Annotated in this window: 17 protein-coding genes; 7 read left to right on the top strand and 10 right to left on the bottom strand. The window is 33.4% G+C overall.

Features of this window, described 5'->3' with window-relative positions; all coding sequences use genetic code 11:
• Nucleotides 1-101 precede the first annotated feature (101 nt).
• On the bottom strand, nucleotides 102-1,271 hold the full coding sequence (locus tag H7F21_RS01140; RefSeq protein ID WP_185787405.1) for a T9SS type A sorting domain-containing protein: 1,170 nt from the start codon (nucleotides 1,269-1,271) through the stop codon (nucleotides 102-104).
• A gap of 45 nt (nucleotides 1,272-1,316) precedes the next feature.
• The gene (locus tag H7F21_RS01135) at nucleotides 1,317-2,465 is read right to left on the bottom strand and encodes a helix-turn-helix domain-containing protein (RefSeq protein WP_185787404.1); all 1,149 of its coding nucleotides are present in this window, start codon (nucleotides 2,463-2,465) and stop codon (nucleotides 1,317-1,319) included.
• A gap of 104 nt (nucleotides 2,466-2,569) precedes the next feature.
• Between H7F21_RS01135 and H7F21_RS01130 the strand changes: the two genes are divergently transcribed.
• On the top strand, nucleotides 2,570-2,929 hold the full coding sequence (locus tag H7F21_RS01130) for a YraN family protein (protein ID WP_185787403.1): 360 nt from the start codon (nucleotides 2,570-2,572) through the stop codon (nucleotides 2,927-2,929).
• A 34-nt stretch (nucleotides 2,930-2,963) separates the two neighbouring features.
• Here the strand turns inward: H7F21_RS01130 and nadD are convergent, their stop codons facing one another.
• Genes nadD through H7F21_RS01115 form a run of 3 tightly spaced genes read right to left on the bottom strand, consistent with a single transcriptional unit; the run spans nucleotide 2,964 to nucleotide 5,009 of the window.
• Entirely contained in the window at nucleotides 2,964-3,542 is a 579-nt protein-coding gene (nadD, locus tag H7F21_RS01125) for a nicotinate (nicotinamide) nucleotide adenylyltransferase (protein ID WP_185787402.1), read from the bottom strand.
• A 2-nt stretch (nucleotides 3,543-3,544) separates the two neighbouring features.
• Complete coding sequence (gene gmk, locus H7F21_RS01120) at nucleotides 3,545-4,135, bottom strand: guanylate kinase (RefSeq protein ID WP_185787401.1); 591 nt, start codon at nucleotides 4,133-4,135, stop codon at nucleotides 3,545-3,547.
• A gap of 16 nt (nucleotides 4,136-4,151) precedes the next feature.
• Nucleotides 4,152-5,009, bottom strand: coding sequence for a YicC/YloC family endoribonuclease (locus tag H7F21_RS01115; protein WP_185787400.1), 858 nt, complete (start codon nucleotides 5,007-5,009; stop codon nucleotides 4,152-4,154).
• A 130-nt stretch (nucleotides 5,010-5,139) separates the two neighbouring features.
• Between H7F21_RS01115 and H7F21_RS01110 the strand changes: the two genes are divergently transcribed.
• On the top strand, nucleotides 5,140-5,619 hold the full coding sequence (locus tag H7F21_RS01110) for an acyl-CoA thioesterase (protein WP_185787399.1): 480 nt from the start codon (nucleotides 5,140-5,142) through the stop codon (nucleotides 5,617-5,619).
• 3 nt (nucleotides 5,620-5,622) lie between these two features.
• On the opposite strand, the gene H7F21_RS01105 is transcribed toward H7F21_RS01110, so the two are convergent.
• Genes H7F21_RS01105 through H7F21_RS01095 form a run of 3 tightly spaced genes read right to left on the bottom strand, consistent with a single transcriptional unit; the run spans nucleotide 5,623 to nucleotide 7,994 of the window.
• Nucleotides 5,623-6,753: a peptidogalycan biosysnthesis protein gene (locus tag H7F21_RS01105; RefSeq protein ID WP_185787398.1), complete on the bottom strand. Its 1,131-nt coding sequence runs from the start codon at nucleotides 6,751-6,753 to the stop codon at nucleotides 5,623-5,625.
• 1 nt (nucleotide 6,754) lies between these two features.
• Complete coding sequence (locus H7F21_RS01100) at nucleotides 6,755-7,648, bottom strand: DMT family transporter (RefSeq protein WP_185787397.1); 894 nt, start codon at nucleotides 7,646-7,648, stop codon at nucleotides 6,755-6,757.
• On the bottom strand, nucleotides 7,641-7,994 hold the full coding sequence (locus tag H7F21_RS01095) for an arsenate reductase family protein (protein ID WP_185787396.1): 354 nt from the start codon (nucleotides 7,992-7,994) through the stop codon (nucleotides 7,641-7,643). Before H7F21_RS01095 ends, H7F21_RS01100 begins: the two co-directional genes overlap by 8 nt.
• Nucleotides 7,995-8,078: 84 nt before the next feature.
• Here H7F21_RS01095 and H7F21_RS01090 point away from each other — a divergent pair, with 84 nt between their 5' ends.
• On the top strand, nucleotides 8,079-9,320 hold the full coding sequence (locus tag H7F21_RS01090) for a cation:proton antiporter (RefSeq protein WP_185787395.1): 1,242 nt from the start codon (nucleotides 8,079-8,081) through the stop codon (nucleotides 9,318-9,320).
• Between the two features lies 1 nt (nucleotide 9,321).
• Here H7F21_RS01090 and H7F21_RS01085 read toward each other — a convergent pair whose 3' ends face one another.
• Nucleotides 9,322-10,041, bottom strand: coding sequence for a DUF3298 and DUF4163 domain-containing protein (locus tag H7F21_RS01085; RefSeq protein WP_185787394.1), 720 nt, complete (start codon nucleotides 10,039-10,041; stop codon nucleotides 9,322-9,324).
• A 144-nt stretch (nucleotides 10,042-10,185) separates the two neighbouring features.
• Here H7F21_RS01085 and H7F21_RS01080 point away from each other — a divergent pair, with 144 nt between their 5' ends.
• Entirely contained in the window at nucleotides 10,186-11,325 is a 1,140-nt protein-coding gene (locus tag H7F21_RS01080) for a cystathionine gamma-synthase (RefSeq protein ID WP_185787393.1), read from the top strand.
• 1 nt (nucleotide 11,326) lies between these two features.
• On the opposite strand, the gene H7F21_RS01075 is transcribed toward H7F21_RS01080, so the two are convergent.
• The gene (locus H7F21_RS01075; RefSeq protein ID WP_185787392.1) at nucleotides 11,327-12,142 is read right to left on the bottom strand and encodes a THC0290_0291 family protein; all 816 of its coding nucleotides are present in this window, start codon (nucleotides 12,140-12,142) and stop codon (nucleotides 11,327-11,329) included.
• Nucleotides 12,143-12,362: 220 nt separating this feature from the next.
• Here H7F21_RS01075 and gdhA point away from each other — a divergent pair, with 220 nt between their 5' ends.
• The 3 genes from gdhA (at nucleotide 12,363) to recO (ending at nucleotide 16,921) form a co-directional block, all read left to right on the top strand.
• The gene (gene gdhA, locus H7F21_RS01070; protein WP_185787391.1) at nucleotides 12,363-13,706 is read left to right on the top strand and encodes an NADP-specific glutamate dehydrogenase; all 1,344 of its coding nucleotides are present in this window, start codon (nucleotides 12,363-12,365) and stop codon (nucleotides 13,704-13,706) included.
• A 123-nt stretch (nucleotides 13,707-13,829) separates the two neighbouring features.
• Nucleotides 13,830-16,199 (top strand): type IX secretion system anionic LPS delivery protein PorZ, encoded by a 2,370-nt coding sequence (gene porZ / locus H7F21_RS01065; protein ID WP_185787390.1) that lies wholly within the window; start codon nucleotides 13,830-13,832, stop codon nucleotides 16,197-16,199.
• A gap of 2 nt (nucleotides 16,200-16,201) precedes the next feature.
• Complete coding sequence (gene recO / locus H7F21_RS01060; protein ID WP_185787389.1) at nucleotides 16,202-16,921, top strand: DNA repair protein RecO; 720 nt, start codon at nucleotides 16,202-16,204, stop codon at nucleotides 16,919-16,921.
• Nucleotides 16,922-16,937 lie beyond the last annotated feature (16 nt).

The raw sequence follows: 16,937 nt of genomic DNA, 5'->3' as shown, positions 1-16,937 counted from the left end.
AAGAAGTTTTTAAAACTTCTTATACTAAAAAGGAAGCATAATAAAAAAGCCTCAGATAGTTTTAAAACCAAATGAGGCTCAACCATTTCAACCATTTAAATTTAGATAATAATCTTTTTTGTTACTTTTTTATCATTTTGAACGCAATGCAATATGTATGTGCCTTCATGCCAAGTTGATGTTGATATATTTAAGGATAATTCAGAATCATCTATCGTAAAGCTTTTTTGATATATAATCTTTCCTTTAATATCTATTATTTGAATTTCTAATGGATCGAGAATGTTTAACTTCATTTCTATTTTTAGATTGTCTTTTACAGGATTAGGAAATGCCTGAAGTTTAAATGAGTCTGCCGTAAAATCTTCTACAGATAAAAAAGCGTTTTCTATGATTCTAAGATTTTTAACAGGACCAGAACTACCAGCATCTGACACATAGATTTTACCTGTCGATTCATCTACAATGATGCCATTAGGGCCATTGAATGTTGCTATTGAAATTTCACCATCTTGCCCACCTTGACTAGACCCTGCGAACAAATTGACTTCACCTGTCATTGGGTTAATGGTATATATTGAATTTAAGCCAAAATGAGTAGCATAAAGGAGTCCATTTGCAGAAGTTAAAAATCCTAAGAAATCAGTTTGAGGATTGTTACTGCTTGGAAGTTGGGCAACTTCAGTTAAAATACTATTTTGAAATCTAAATATTTTACGATCGTTAAAATTAGCGATATAGGGAGTGTCTCCAATAAATGCAATACCTGCGGGTCCGTTAAGAGGCGCTCCTGAAAAAAGAGTGGTTACAGTACCATCTGCTGACAACTGTTTTATTTTTCTACCAGTATTATTATTGTATTCAACAACTAACATATCTAAGGTATTTGGTATGGGTTTAATGCCAGCTGGAGTAGTAAATTGCCCTATGGTTGTAGTCATTAGTAAAGTGCCGTCACTCGAAAACTTCTTAATATTATTTGCAAAATGATCACATACATATACTTCATCTTGACTATTAATGCCAATACCATTTGGACTTACAAATCCAGTTGCGAAAACAGTTACATTTCCACTAGTATCATATTTGTAAACATTTTTTATAGGATTAGGAAAAGGAGCAACAGGAGGAAAATCTGATCCATAAACGTTGCCTTGGGAGTCTACAGCGAGGCCATCATGAAAATTGCCTTCAGTAACTGTAGATACGGTTTGTGAAACGATGCTATAAGAGCATAGAATAAGAGATAAAAGTAAAACTTTTTTACACATAGTTTTTTATTTAAGATTTAAGTAAAACTATATGGTATAAAAGGGTTAATCGACTAATTGTATACTATCAGACTTATTTTTAGAAATAGTATTTTTTATATAATTTACTGGTGTGTCATTTACAATAGTTCTAAAAGATTTATTAAAGGTAGATTTTGTATTAAAACCAACCTCGAAAGCTAAAGCAAGTAAAGTTTTTTCTTGATGTTCGTTATTCTGTACTTTTTTAATAAAGGCGTTTATTCTGTGTTCATTTATAAAGCGATAAAACGTTTTATTTTCAATTTTGTTTAAGTACCATGAAAGATTATTAGAGGATGTATTTGCATATGTTGCCAACATTGATAAACTTAAATTTGGTTTTAAATATAAGTTCTCTTTGTTCATTGCAACGATCAACTTAGATTTTAAGTCCTCAATATCTCTTTCAGACATTCGATCTCTTGCTGCTTTTCTAACGGTTAATTTAATTGGTAATCTAAAAATTTCTGGTTGTGTTAGGCTATAAAAACCAATAAAATACATGAAAATTGAAATAGATAGCCACATCATGTTATAGTTAAATAATGGGTGATAGTACCTAAAAATATATCCAGATACAAAACTAAACACCCAAATACTAATAAAAATGCTAATAGCAATTATTATGCGCTTAATATAGTTGGTAATATTTTGATTATAAGCAATTTGAGATTGTTCGTATTTTTTGTAAGTGCTTGTTAGTTGTGTTAGTTTGTAGGTGTAAAATAGCATTGAACAAAGCCCTGTTAATTCAATTAAAAGAAATAGTTTTCGTAAGTCTCCGTTGTTAAGATTTGTTTTAATCTCATCTTGGCTTAGAGTAAAGGTCCATACCGCATAAATCCCAAAAAGACAAATAAGTATATAGTGTTTGAAGGATAATTTATAAGCTTCCTTATCTCTAAATAGTAAACGTCTAAAATAAAGGTAGAGTAGAGGTCCAAATAAATAAATGGTGCCATCTATGAGTGTGCCAATTCTTAAAATAAGAAATGAGTTATATTTATATGCTAAAACCCGACCTGCACAAATTACAGACGCAATTAATAAAATAACAGAAAGTACATTATTGGCAGTTTTATTTCTTTTAGGTATTAGTTGTAAAACAATAGCTAAGAATAGGCCTTGACTTACTATAACAATAAGAAGTATATCGAATAAAGAAAAGCTCATTTTTATTTTCAAAAATAAGGTATTGATGAGCTTAAAAGGACAGTTTGGGTACAAAAAGACCCTTTGTTGAAGAGTTTTAACGTAATTTTATATATCATTAAATTATGGCGCAACACAACGAATTAGGCAAAAAAGGGGAACAATTAGCTGTAGAGTTTTTAATTAAAAATGGTTATGGAATTCTACAGCGTAACTACCGTTTCGATAAAGCTGAAGTAGATATTATTGCTCAAAAAAATGATATTCTAGCGATTGTTGAGGTAAAAACGCGCTCTAAAACAGATTTTGGTAATCCGCAAGATTTTGTGAAGCCAAAGCAAATTAAAAACCTTGTAAAGGCCGTAGACGAATACGTGACTGAAAGGGAGTTAGATGTAGAGGTTCGCTTTGATGTTATTGCGATAGTAAAAGAAAAGACAGGCTTTGACATAGAGCATTTAGAAAATGCGTTTTATCATTTTTAATAATTTTTGTCATTCTGTCCAGAATGACACTATACTATTTATAAAAATTCATTTCATCGACATATTCCCAAACATGCTCAGGTAGCATAGGTCGAATATTTTTTCCCGCTTTAATAGATTTTCTAATGAATGTAGAAGACAATTCCATTATTGGTGCATCGACATGATGTATTTTAGGATGGTCATTAAATTGTGTTTCAATCTTCCCTTTAGACAATCTAGGATATACGTAAATGTTGTGATTGTTTAAAATCAACTCATAGTTTTTCCACTTGTGGAAACTCTTTAAATTATCTTCTCCCATGATTAATGAAAACTCATATTCAGGAAATTTCTCTTCAAGATAAGTTAAGGTATCGATAGTGTAGTTCGGTTGTTTTAAACCAAATTCTATATCACTAGGTCTTAATTTTGTATAGTCTTTTGTAGCGCGATAGACCATTTCCAAACGTTGATGATCATCCAGCAGTGTGCTTTTCTTTTTAAATGGACTTTGAGGCGTAACTACAAACCAAACTTGGTCTAAATCACTATGTTCTGCCAGATGATTAGCAATGGTTAAATGGCCAATATGTATTGGGTTAAAAGTGCCAAAATACAATCCGATTTTCATAACTAGTCGTTTATAAAATCCGAAACTAACCTATATGCATTCTCAAGAGCTTCTTCTAAATTAGAATTAACAACAATTTCATCAAATAAAGGTGCAGTCGCCAATTCAGCTGGTGCCTTAGCAACCCGCATACTAATTTTTTCTTCGCTTTCCTCGCCACGATCTTTCAGACGCCTTACCAATTCATTCAAGTCTGGAGGTTTTACAAAAATAGCCAAGGTTTGCTCAGGGAATTTACGCTTTATACGCAATCCGCCTGAAACATCTATATCGAAAATAACGTGCTTTCCTTTTGCCCAAATACGTTCTATTTCGGTTTTTAAAGTACCGTAGAAATTATCTCTATATACTTCTTCCCATTCTAGGAATTCATCGTTCTTTATTTTGTTTTTAAACGCTTTTAACGACAGATAATAATAATCCTTACCGTCAACTTCATTACCACGTTTGTCACGAGATGTTGCGGAAATGGAAAATTCTAAATTGAGCTCTTCTTGTTTTAGTAAATGACGCACTATAGTTGTTTTTCCTGAACCTGAAGGTGCAGAAAATACAATAAGCTTCCCTGGTTGTTTTATTTCTGTTTCTGACACAGCCTCTAATTTTTAACTAAAGCACATTCAATAACTGTTCCTTAATTTTTTCAAGTTCATCTTTCATCTGTACGACCAACTTTTGCATAGGTGCATAATTAGATTTTGAACCTATGGTGTTGATTTCCCTTCCTATTTCTTGAGAAATAAAACCAAGCTTTTTACCATTGGAGTCTTCCGAATTTAAGGCTTTAGTAAAATAATCTAAATGATTGTCTAGTCTTACTTTCTCTTCGGTAATATCAAATTTCTCGATATAATAGACCAATTCTTGTTCAAAACGATTCTCATCTACTTTTTCCTTGATATCTGCTATACCTTTTTCCAATCGTGCTCTTACACCATCAATACGATCTGGGTCCATTGCTATCACGTCCTCTAACAAACGCTTTAGTACAGTAATTCTATCTAAGAAGTCTTGCTTTAAGATAGCGCCTTCATCTTTTCGGTAGGTTAAAATTTTAGAGACGGCTTCATTAATGCCATTATAGATTAATACCCATTCTTCTTCATCTATATCATCACGTTCTGTAGCAACAGCATCAGGTAACCGAATGGCCATTTTTAAGAGCTCCGTAGTATCACCATCGACAACGTCCTTAAGTTGTTTAATATACTCATTAACAACCGTTTTATTGATTTTAGAACTTGTGTCTTCACCAGTGATTTCAACATAGAGCGAAAAGTCTATTTTCCCTCTCACCAAATGTTTTGCTAGCAGTTTTCTTATATCGAGTTCTTTAGCGCGATACATCGATGGCATACGAGCGTTGACATCTAAGTTCTTACTATTCAGAGATTTTAGTTCTATTGATATTTTTTTGGTTGGGAGCTGAAGTACAGATTTCCCGTAACCAGTCATGGACTGTATCATTAATACGACGTGATTTAAGTTGCGCAAAGGTACAAAAAGGAATGGTTACCCTTTGTTTAAATAGTTTCAAAAGCATGGACAGGACATCATGGACTTTTATAACTTTACATTTCTCATTTTGAATATAACTATGTACAAGAAACAATTTGAAATCCGTTGGAGCGATGTTGATGCTAACGGTCATTTGGCCAATTCGGCTTATACTAACTTTATGAGCCACGCTAGAATGTCGTTTTTTAGCGATAGAGGATTTTCTATGCCAGAAATAAGAAAATATAATGTAGGTCCTGTGGTCTTTTATGAACACATGTATTATTTTAAGGAATCATTTATTGGAGCTCCAATTACCGTGACGATCGAAGTTTCTGGCCTTAGCGAAGACGGAATGCTCTTTAAGTTTGAACATAATTTTTATAACGAGAAAGGAGATAACTTAGCCTATTGCGAAATGCAAGGTGCCTGGATAGATTTAAAAACCAGAAAGTTGACCAGCCTGCCCGAATCTTTATTGCAGCTAGCTAATAAATTCCCAAAATCTAAAAGTTTTAAAGTTCTAACAAAAGAAGATACTCGAAAATACGGTGTACGACCAAAGCCATTAGAAATCTAGACTCTATTTAAAAGGCCGATGCTCTTTAAATGATTTTATTTGTACATTTTTAATAAATGGCTTTAGAATTTGGTTTGGCAAATAATGCTTGTGCTTGCAGTAGCATGTTAAAGTTTTTGGTTGTGCGCCAAGGGTGCTCTTAATTTCTGAAGCAGTTCTGCCTAAATTTATCTGAGTGGATTTCGTTTTGATGCCTAAGCGGACATAATCATTTAAAATTCTGGGATAGATTGCATATTCTTTATTTTTTGAATAGTCTATACCTATAAAATGTGCATCAAGGTGCGTGTCGTTTTGCATAGCAGATAGGAAGCCAACAAGCTTGCTTTCAAGAAAATAACCTTTTACTATAAATTTATCTTTAAACGTATTTTTAAGATGAATATAAGTGTCTAGATTTAGAATTTGGGCGTTAAAGTCGGCATTGTCAATAGTATTTTGATACAAGGCTTGAAGCCCATCCTTGTGACAAATAATATCTTCTTCGGTAAAAATTTTTGCATCAAGATGATTACTTTTAGTATCTGCTCTGTTGGCTTTTACCCTATACTTAGATTTTAATGCTTCAGTATAGTCTTCAAATGATTGCCATTCGGCTTTAAGAGAGATAATCATATTTGGTTCGACATGCATTGAAGCATAGTCAAATGACTTTAAATGATCGGTGATGTAGAGCGATTCGTCTTCAAAATCCTTAACAAATATAGTATGCAGTCGCTTACATCTATATAGTTTCTTCACGGCTTTTGCAATGGCTTTAAAAGTTTCAATTTTTGGTTCGCCATCTTTTAGAAATGTGCCATATTCTCCACTTAAAAACACATTACCGCAAAACAATACTTTTATACTATTGTTACAAAACATGCTATTGACAATTTGCCTAATCTTACTAGACATTTTTATGTTTTTGGTAATTGTTTCGATACCAACAGTAACAATTTGAGTATTAGCAAAAGCAACAGCTTCGTCATTTTTTAAGATAAAGATGTAATTGAAATCTATATCCGTGTTTGACAATTCGAAAGCTCTTAAGAATTCTGGAGAATAGTAGATGTTTGAGGTGCAATTAAGACTTTCCCAATACCTTTGCGGAATTTTATTTACAGCTTTATATACTTCAGAATTGAGATCCAAATTAGTTGGCCTTTTTTGGTTTTTTTATTACGAGATACACTCCTAAAAATATAAATAACATCGCTCCAATTTTAAGCGCGTCAATAAAATCTGCCCCCATGGCCAAGGCAAAAAGTCCGGCTATGACTGGTTGAAGATAAATAAATATACCAACTGTTGAGGCTTTTAACTTGTTTAGGGCCAATGGATTCAAAAGATATGTACCAAAGGTTGCTCCAATAATTACAAATAGTACAGAAAAGGTAATGTAAGGTGTAAACGATTGCCATTGTACCTCTTTCAGATCATTAAAACCAAACGGAACTAATATAATTAGCCCAAACAAAAAGAGCCATTTAATAAATGAAAACGGATGATATTTTGTAGTTAATTTTTTAATCAAGACCACATAGATGCTATAAGATATGGCATTTAGAAAAATAAGTAAGTTACCTAATGGCACATTATCTCCAGCCCGTGCAGATTTACCATATATGGTTAGAACCAATGCGCCAATCAAACCCAAAATAACACCGATAATTTTTAGTGATGTCACCTTTTCTTTTAAGATATAGGCTGAGAGGATTAAAATAATTATTGGCGTAATGGTCATTATTGCAGAGGCATGAATAGGCGAAGTAAACTCTAAGCCTTTAAAGAAGAATAACATATTTATGACAACACCAAATAGAGCAGCTACAAAGAGTTTTAAGAAATCTCTCTTTTCAATCTTTTGTTGAGGAACTATGAGACTTACAAGCCAGAATAAAAGAGTTGCTCCCGCTACCCTTAATAATACAAAACCAAAAGGCTTTATATAGTTCTCGTTCATAACTGCTTTTGCTATGGTATAATTAAGACCGTATAACAATTGTACCATGAACAACGCGAAAATGGCAAAGCCTCTACTATTCATGTATAGCTTTTTTAGCGCCTTCAATTGTTTTTTTTGAGTTACCTATAAAAATTTGGTCATTGCAGATAACTACAGGACGTTTTAAAAAGGTGTAATGCTCTAAAATATAGTTTTTATAATTGTCTTCCGAAAGTGATTTGTCCTTCAGTCCAAGCTCTTTATAAAGTCTAGCGCGTTTGCTAAAAAGGCTTTCATAACTATCTGTTAAGCTTCGCATGTGTTCTATTTGATATTTTGATATTGGTTGTGTTTTTATGTCTTGTAATTCAAAATCGTCGGATAGGTTAAGCGAATGCATTATGCGCTTACAGGTGTCGCAAGTACTTAGGTAGTATATTTTTTTCATCTATAATTATATGATTAATTTAATCACTACAAAGTAACCGCATTTGAATTGAAAATTAGTTACATTTAAGAAAAATATAATTGCATGGAGTACTACTCAATCGCTACGATTCTAATCGTTTTATCAGGTGTTTTTGGATATATAAATGTGAAGTTTATAAAATTACCGATTACTATTGGTTTAATGGTAATTACTATTATGTTTACTGCCATTGTGGTTATTATTGCCCAGTTTGATGATACTTTACTGGTTCAAGAAAGGGCATTTATAAAGAGTATTGATTTTGAAACCGTACTCCTGGATATTATGCTAAGTTTTCTGCTTTTTGCGGGTGCATTGCATACTAACTTTCAACAATTAAAAATCCAAAAAGGACCAATTTTAGCATTTGCCACTTTAGGCGTTCTTATGTCTACATTTCTGGTTGGAATTATTATGTTTTATGTATTACAATGGATGAATTTAAATGTTGAATTTATTTACTGTTTATTATTTGGTGCCCTAATATCACCAACAGATCCTATTGCAGTTTTGGGCATTTTAAAGAAAGCAGGAGCTCCTAAAAAATTAGAAACAAAAATTGTGGGTGAATCACTTTTTAACGATGGTGTTGGCGTTGTTGTTTTCTTAACCATTTTTGCTATTGCAGCTAAACCAGATGCAGCAATAGAGTTTTCGGATATAGCAACATTGTTTGGCCAAGAAGTTATTGGCGGTTTGGTTTTAGGTTTGGTTTTAGGTTGGATAACCTATCGTTTAATGAAATCTATCGACAACTATGAAGTAGAAGTTATTATGACTATTGCTACCGTTATGGGTGGCACTATGTTGGCTCATAAATTTCATTTATCAGCACCTTTAGCTATGGTTACGGCAGGATTGATCGTTGGTACTGATACGGTTAGAAATACGGCTATGTCTGAAACAACAGAAGCTTATGTGGACAAATTCTGGGAACTCATTGATGTACTTTTAAATACCGTTTTATTTGTGATGATTGGTATGGAAATGCTCGTGTTGACTTTAGAGGGAAAATATATTTATGCAGGGCTTTTGGCTATTCCAATTATATTAATGTGTCGTTATATTTCATTATGGTTACCAATAAAGTTTTTTGCAAAGCGCCTAGATTTTGTACCTAAAACCAATTTAATTATGACTTGGGGAGGATTGAGAGGTGGCATATCAATAGCATTGGCATTGAGCCTAACGCAGGAGATGCATAGAGAGTTGTTCTTGGTAATAACTTATATTGTAGTTATTGTGTCTATAGTTGGGCAAGGTTTAACGGTAGAGCCAATTATTAAACGATTGACCAGGAAATAAACTAATGCACTTTAAGAAAAGATGAAGCTTCTTCAAAAGGAATTACAAACTCGGTATAACCTTGGTCATAAGATGCCACTTCATAAACATTATATAACAAGACCAAGCCATCATCAGTAAAACCAATATTTTCTGGTAATTGAAATGGCTTACCAAAGAAAAAATCTTCCATTTTTATTTGATCATTCTCCTTGTCAATTGATTTTATAAAATGTGTTTTCGCTAGTGTTTTAAAGTCAGCCAAATTTTCAATAATGGCATTTTGATTCAGGATTTCACCAGTTTTAGTATTAAGATTTAAAAACTTGATTTTATCATTACCATGAGCACCACCTTTGTATTCATAAGTGCTTATGGCAATAGTTATGACATCTTCAGATTGATAGGTTTTTTCAGTTTCAATATGTAATTCCCATTTAGGCTCTGAAGCATCTGGAAAATCATTTTTAAATTTAAGATACTCCATGTTGAAATCTTTCAGAATGGATTCCAAACTTGTTTTTTTAGTAGCATCACTTAACGTTGTGATTATTGCTTCTTCAATCTTAAAATTTAGGGTTTTGCTTAATTTGTCATTCCCAATTGCTGTATCATACATAGCAGTAATTTCAGCATCGAAAGATGACTCTATTTCGGTAGTCTCAAAAGCTACAGGTTTGACCTCCGAAGTGCATGAGTTAAGTGAGATAAGAAATACTAATTGGAAAAATATACGTTTCAAAAGAAGTAGTATTCGTTAAACATTAGATAAAGGTATTATATAGATTTAAATACAACGAATTATAAATTAAATTTGTTACATCAAAAGCCTTTATGAAAAAATACTTACAAGTATCATCTAAAAAGCTTAGCTAAAATTTACAATATGAAATTTAATACAAAAACGATACATGGAGGGCAAGAACATGATCCAGCTTATGGTGCTGTAATGCCACCAATCTATCAGACCACAACATATGCGCAGTCTGCTCCAGGAGGTCATAAAGGCTATGAATACTCAAGAACGCATAACCCAACTCGTAATGCACTTGAAAACGCTTTTGCTAGTATTGAAAATGGGAAATACGGTTTGGCATTTAGTTCTGGTTTAGCTTCCATTGATGCAGTTTTAAAATTATTACAACCTGGAGATGAAGTCGTTTCAACCAACGATCTATATGGAGGCACCTATCGTTTATTCACAAAGATTTATGAAGATTTTGGAATAAAATTTCATTTCATCGGAATGGGTAATACTAAAAAAATCGAAGAATATATCACTCCAGATACTAAGTTGATTTGGGTGGAAACACCAACTAATCCAATGATGAACATTATAGATATAGTTGCCGTTTCTAAGATAGCGAGAAAGCATGATGTTTTGTTGGCTGTTGATAATACGTTTGCAACACCGTATTTACAAAGGCCATTGGATTTAGGTGCTGATATCGCTATGCATTCGGCGACTAAATATCTTGGAGGTCATAGCGATGTAGTTATGGGAGCCTTGGTGGTTAAAGATCAAGGATTAGCCAATCGCCTCTATTTTATACAAAATGCAAGTGGCGCAATCTGTGGCCCACAAGATGCATTTTTGGTTTTAAGAGGAATTAAAACTTTGCATGTACGCATGCAACGCCATTGCGAAAACGGAAAAGCCGTGGCAGAGTTTTTGGCTAAGCATCCTAAAATTAAAAAAGTGTATTGGCCAGGTTTTGAGACCCACCCAAATCATGATATTGCAAAATCCCAAATGGATGATTTTGGCGGTATGGTGTCATTTACAACAAAAGAGAATAACTATGAAGAAGCAATTAAAATCGTTAAGAAGTTAAAGGTTTTCACACTTGCTGAATCTCTTGGTGGTGTTGAGTCCTTAGCTGGCCATCCTGCGAGCATGACGCATGCGAGTATTCCGAAAGAAGAACGCGAAAAGACAGGAGTTGTAGATGCTCTTATACGCCTGAGTGTTGGTATAGAAGATAAATTCGATTTGATTGAAGACTTAAAAATGGCAATAGAATAGTCTAATCTATATAATAGATATAACCAAAGTTAAGCCATACCAACCAGTCATTATTTTGATTCGAGGGCAATTGATGATTAAGACCGTCTGTCCAGTCACTGAACATGTACTGAAATCTTAAATCGATCATTAAATCAGATAAAATGGATAATTTATATCTTGTTCCAATGCTTCCTACAATAGACCATGTAGTGCCGCTTTGATCAGATATAGAACCAGGTTCCCATAATTGGTAAAAATTGTTTGGATCTTCAATATTACCCACATCATTTGGATTTAAAGGATCTGAACTCACATAGGTGGTAGTGACGCTTGGGTTGTAAGATACATAGTGAGCACCAAGACTCGCAAATGGAGCGAACTTATAAACGCCAGCTGAGAAACCTCTAATACTCCTAGGGAAAAACTCTAATTGCATTCCGATATCCCAATTTTGAGCTTCTCCAGAATGTGTTCTTAAACGTTCCGCATTTTCGGTCAGCTGGTCTTCAGCAACAAATTCGCCAAAATGTTCAAGTTTAGTCTTATTCCATGAAATTTCACTTCTTAACTTAAAATGGTCATTAAAATACTTCTTCGTAGTGTAGCAATTACAATCTGATCTATAAGAAAAATTAATGTAGTGAACTATTCCAATACCAAAGCCTGCATTTCCCGAGTTGGTTTCAAAATCTGATCTGACTCCGAAGTCCGATTGATATGCTACGGGTCCAACAATAACACCTAGTTCGTGAGAAAAACCCAGTTGGGAATAACTTAATTGCATTGCAAGAATAAATACAAATGCAGCGTAAAGTTTTTTAGTGTCTATTGCCATATAGCTTGAAGATAATTCTATGTATTAATGGACAAATATAAAAAATATCGACGAAACACCAAATAAAACGGATAAAATGCATTTTTATTATTAGATTGAAGAATTTTAGCTCAAATTTTGTTTTAAAATCTAATTGAGAATATGAAAAAAATGAAGGCTTATTTTTACAGATAATGTATCTTTGTACCCAATAAATCACAATTTCTTAACAATTTTTTATATGAAAGACAAAATTGAAGCTTTTTTAGATCTTGTAAAGGAGCGCAATGGGCACGAACCTGAATTTCTGCAGGCTGTACAAGAGGTAGCAGAAACGGTTATTCCATATATTGTAGAGCACGATATATATCATGGTAAAAACATTCTATTACGAATGGTAGAGCCAGAAAGATTGATTTCTTTTAGAGTATGTTGGGTTGACGATAGTGGAGAAATACAGGTCAATAGAGGCTATAGAATTCAAATGAACTCGGCTATAGGTCCATATAAGGGAGGTCTTAGGTTCCATCCGACGGTGAATGCTAGTATTCTAAAGTTTTTGGCTTTTGAACAAGTATTTAAAAATGCCTTGACTACTTTACCCATGGGTGGTGGTAAAGGTGGTTCTGATTTTGACCCTAAAGGAAAATCAGATAATGAAATAATGCGATTCTGTCATTCGTTTATGAGTGAATTGTCTAGACATATTGGTCATAATACCGACGTGCCAGCAGGAGATATTGGAGTAGGTGCAAGGGAAATAGGCTTTATGTTTGGAATGTATAAAAAATTAAAAAATAGTTTTACAGGTGTACTAACTGGAAAAGGACAATCTTGGGGTGGATCGTTAATAAGACCAGAAGCAACAGGATATGGAAACGTTTACTTTGCAGAAAACATGCTGAAAACCAAAAATGATTCCTTTGATGGAAAGAAAGTCGTGATTTCTGGTTCTGGTAATGTTGCGCAATATGCTGCCGAAAAAGCTATTGAATTAGGTGCGACTGTTTTAACATTCTCTGATTCAGGAGGGTATATTTTAGATGAGGAAGGCATAGATACTGCGAAACTGGAATTTGTTATGCATCTTAAAAATGATAAACGTGGAAGAATAAGTGAATACGTAGAAAAATATCCTAATGCTAAATATTTTAAAGAAGAAAGGCCCTGGTCTGTTAAATGTGATATTGCTTTACCATGTGCCACTCAAAATGAGTTAAATGGCGATGAAGCCAAACAATTAATAGAAAATGGATGCATGTGTGTTTCTGAAGGAGCCAATATGCCATCTACACCAGAAGCAATTCATGAATTTCAAAATGCGAAAATCTTATTTGCACCAGGAAAAGCGTCAAATGCAGGTGGCGTTGCAACCTCTGGATTAGAAATGAGTCAAAACTCACTTCGTTTAAGCTGGTCAAGAAAAGAAGTTGACGAAAGATTGAAAGATATCATGGAAGATATTCATGACTCGTGCGTAAAATATGGAAAAAGTGAAGATGGCTCTATTGATTACATCAAAGGAGCTAATATTGCTGGCTTCGTTAAAGTTGCTGATGCCATGCTAGCTCAAGGTGTTGTGTAACTGTAATTATCATTAATTCATATAAGCTCCCATGTTTTCATGGGAGTTTTTTTATATCTATTGCATATGATAAATAATATATTATCGTTACTATTAGATATATTTGAGCTACAAAAATTATTAATGAATAAAGCCACTTTTAAAATAATAGTATTCCTTTTGGGATTATCTCTTAAAAGTTATTCTCAGGAATTTTCATCCTTATGGACAGCTCATTACTCTTATAATGATATAGTAGACGTTGTCAGTGGCGATAACAAAATATATACAGCAGCACAAAATGCAATTTTTCAGTACGATGTAGGGACTGATGAACTCAAAACAATTACTACTGTTGATGGGTTGTCAGGAGAGCAGATAACCACCATATACTATAGTGAAGTGTACCAAAACCTACTAGTTGGTTATGAAACCGGCTTAATAGAAGTGTTTTCTGAGACTGACGAATCTGTCTTATCTGTCGTAGATATTTTGGAGAAAGAGAATATTACACCAGCAAACAAGAGAATCAATCATTTTTATGAATATGACGGCTCAGTTTTTATATCTACAGATTTTGGAATTTCAGTTTACGACTTAGATGCCTTAGAGTTTGGAGACACTTATTTTTTGGGTAATGGAGGCACTCAAATTAAAGTGAATCAAGTGGCGGTTTTAAATGAGGAGATATATGCGGCTTGTTCAAGTAATAATGGATTAAAAAAAGCAGACTTAAATAACCCAAATCTTATTGATTTTTCTCAATGGCAAACAATTTTACAAGGTAATTTTATAACAACCACTGCCCTTATTGATAAAGTTTATGCCATAAGAGACAATAGGGCATTGTTTGAAATTGACGGTTCTGTTTTTAATCAATTATTGGTGTTGGATGTATTGCCAGAAGACGCTGAGGTGAATAATTCGAATTTGATTATATCCACTTCAAATACAGTTTATATTTATAATGAGGACATTCTCCTAATTAATAGTTACCAGCCAACCTCAGACTATGCCACAAACTTTACTTCAGCTGCTCAATTGGGGGATTTTGTTTATATAGGTACTCAGGATTTTGGAGTGTTGAGAAGTTCAATTAATGACAATACGTTTTATCAAGAGATAAAACCAAATGGCCCCCTGTTTAATGAAATTTTCAGGATCAACGCAGAGACTGAAACGGTCTGGACTAGTTTTGGAGATTATACAGAATCCTTTAATCCTTCACCAGTAAGGAATAGAGGTTTGAGTTATTTTCGAGATGATGAATGGACTACAATTCCTTATGATAGTGTTTTAGGTGCAAGCAATCTTTCTGAGATTTCTACGAATCCTTTTAATCCAAATCAGGTTTTTGTAAGCTCATTCTTAAATGGCATATTGGAAATAAATGATTTTGAACCTTCAATACTGTACAATCAACAAAATAGTGGTTTAGAGCCCATATCAGACCAAAACTCTAGTATTAGGGTTTCTGCAAATACTTTTGATAGAAATGGGGTACTATGGTCTTTGACATCTCGTGCTCCTAATCCTTTAAAATCGTATGATCCTATTTCTGGAAATTGGCAAGGGTATAATTTTTCTGCTATCATTGAAGATAGTGGAGATGAGTTTGGTTTTTATGACATAGATATAGACAATAATGGTACTAAGTGGATTGGCGGTTATTCTAATGGGCTTTATGCCTACAATGAAAATATTACTGATAGCCCTCTTAGAAATATTTCGTCCGAAGAGCAGAATTTATCATTCCCAAGAGTTACCTCAGTAGCAGTAGATAATAGAAATCAACTGTGGGTCGGTACATTTTTTGGTTTAAGAGTATTATTTAACACTTCTGGATTCTACGATGATCCCAACCCGACATTGAGTTCAATCATAATTTTAGAAGACGGCATACCAAAAGAACTATTAGAAGGACAAACCATAAGGGATATTGAAGTAGATGGTTCTAACAACAAGTGGGTTGGCACTGTGGATTCAGGTGTATTCTATTTCTCACCAGATGGACAAAGAACTATCTATCATTTTACAACAGATAATTCACCCTTACCATCCAATCGAATCAACGACATATCCATAGATCCAAATAATGGAGTGGTTTACATTGCAACCACCAAAGGACTGTTATCATTTAGAGCTGGAGGTTCCAAGCCAGAGGATACCTTAGAAAATGCTTTTATTTATCCAAACCCAGTGCGACCAGAATATGATTTACTTGGATTTAATGATCTGAATGATGTAAACAAAGGTATTAAGATTAGTGGTCTCACAGATAGTGTCAATATAAAGATCACAGATATTGAAGGAAATTTAGTGACCGAAGCACAATCTAATATTAACTTAAGGTCATCTAGTGCTAATTACAATTTTGCCATTGATGGTGGTACTGCTGTTTGGAACGGCAGGAATCTTGCTAATGCTGTGGTAAGATCTGGCGTGTATCTAGTAATGATTTCCGATTTAGACTCTTTTGAAACTAAAGTGCTCAAAGTACTTATAGTAAGATAAATATGCTTACGGAAAACAATATTATCGTACTTTCAAAATTGAAGTATAGAGATTACGATTTAATAGTAAAATGCTACACTCAGAAAAGAGGAGTAGTTAGCTACATATTAAGAGGTGTCTTAAAATCAAAAAAAGGCCAAACAAAAACTGTATATTTTCAGGCTTTATCTCAGTTACAGATAGTAGAAAATTTCAAACCCAACCAGTCTCTTCATGGAGTAAAAGAAGTAAAGCCTAATTACATCTATAAAAGCCTACATACAAATATCTACAAAAGTGCTATCGTATTATTTTTAGCCGAAATACTTTCTAATGTACTCAAGGAAGAGGAAAATAATGATGGACTTTACAACTACATTAAGACGGCCTTGCAATATCTCGATAACGAAGAGCAGTACTCAAATTTTCATTTGTTGTTCCTACTAAAATTAACCCAATATTTAGGATTTCAGCCAGAAAAAAGAACGTCTAACCTTTCTTATTTTAATTTGGAATCTGGCGTTTTTGAAGCTGTTAACACAAGTATATATTCAATTTCTGGGCAAAATTTAACACTATTAAAACGCTTGTTGGGCATAAATTTTGATGCATTACATACTATAAAAGTAAGTGCAAAACAAAGACGCGAGTTTTTAAATATGTTATTGCATTATTTTGAATTACATTTGGATGGTTTTAAAAAACCAAAATCATTACAAGTACTTAATGACGTATTTCATTAAGCAATTCTACGAATAG

The organism is Winogradskyella flava (assembly GCF_014243395.1).
GTDB lineage: Bacteria > Bacteroidota > Bacteroidia > Flavobacteriales > Flavobacteriaceae > Winogradskyella > Winogradskyella flava.
The sequence above is the reverse complement of the archived record's forward strand: the minus strand, read 5'-3'. Positions and strand labels throughout refer to the sequence as shown.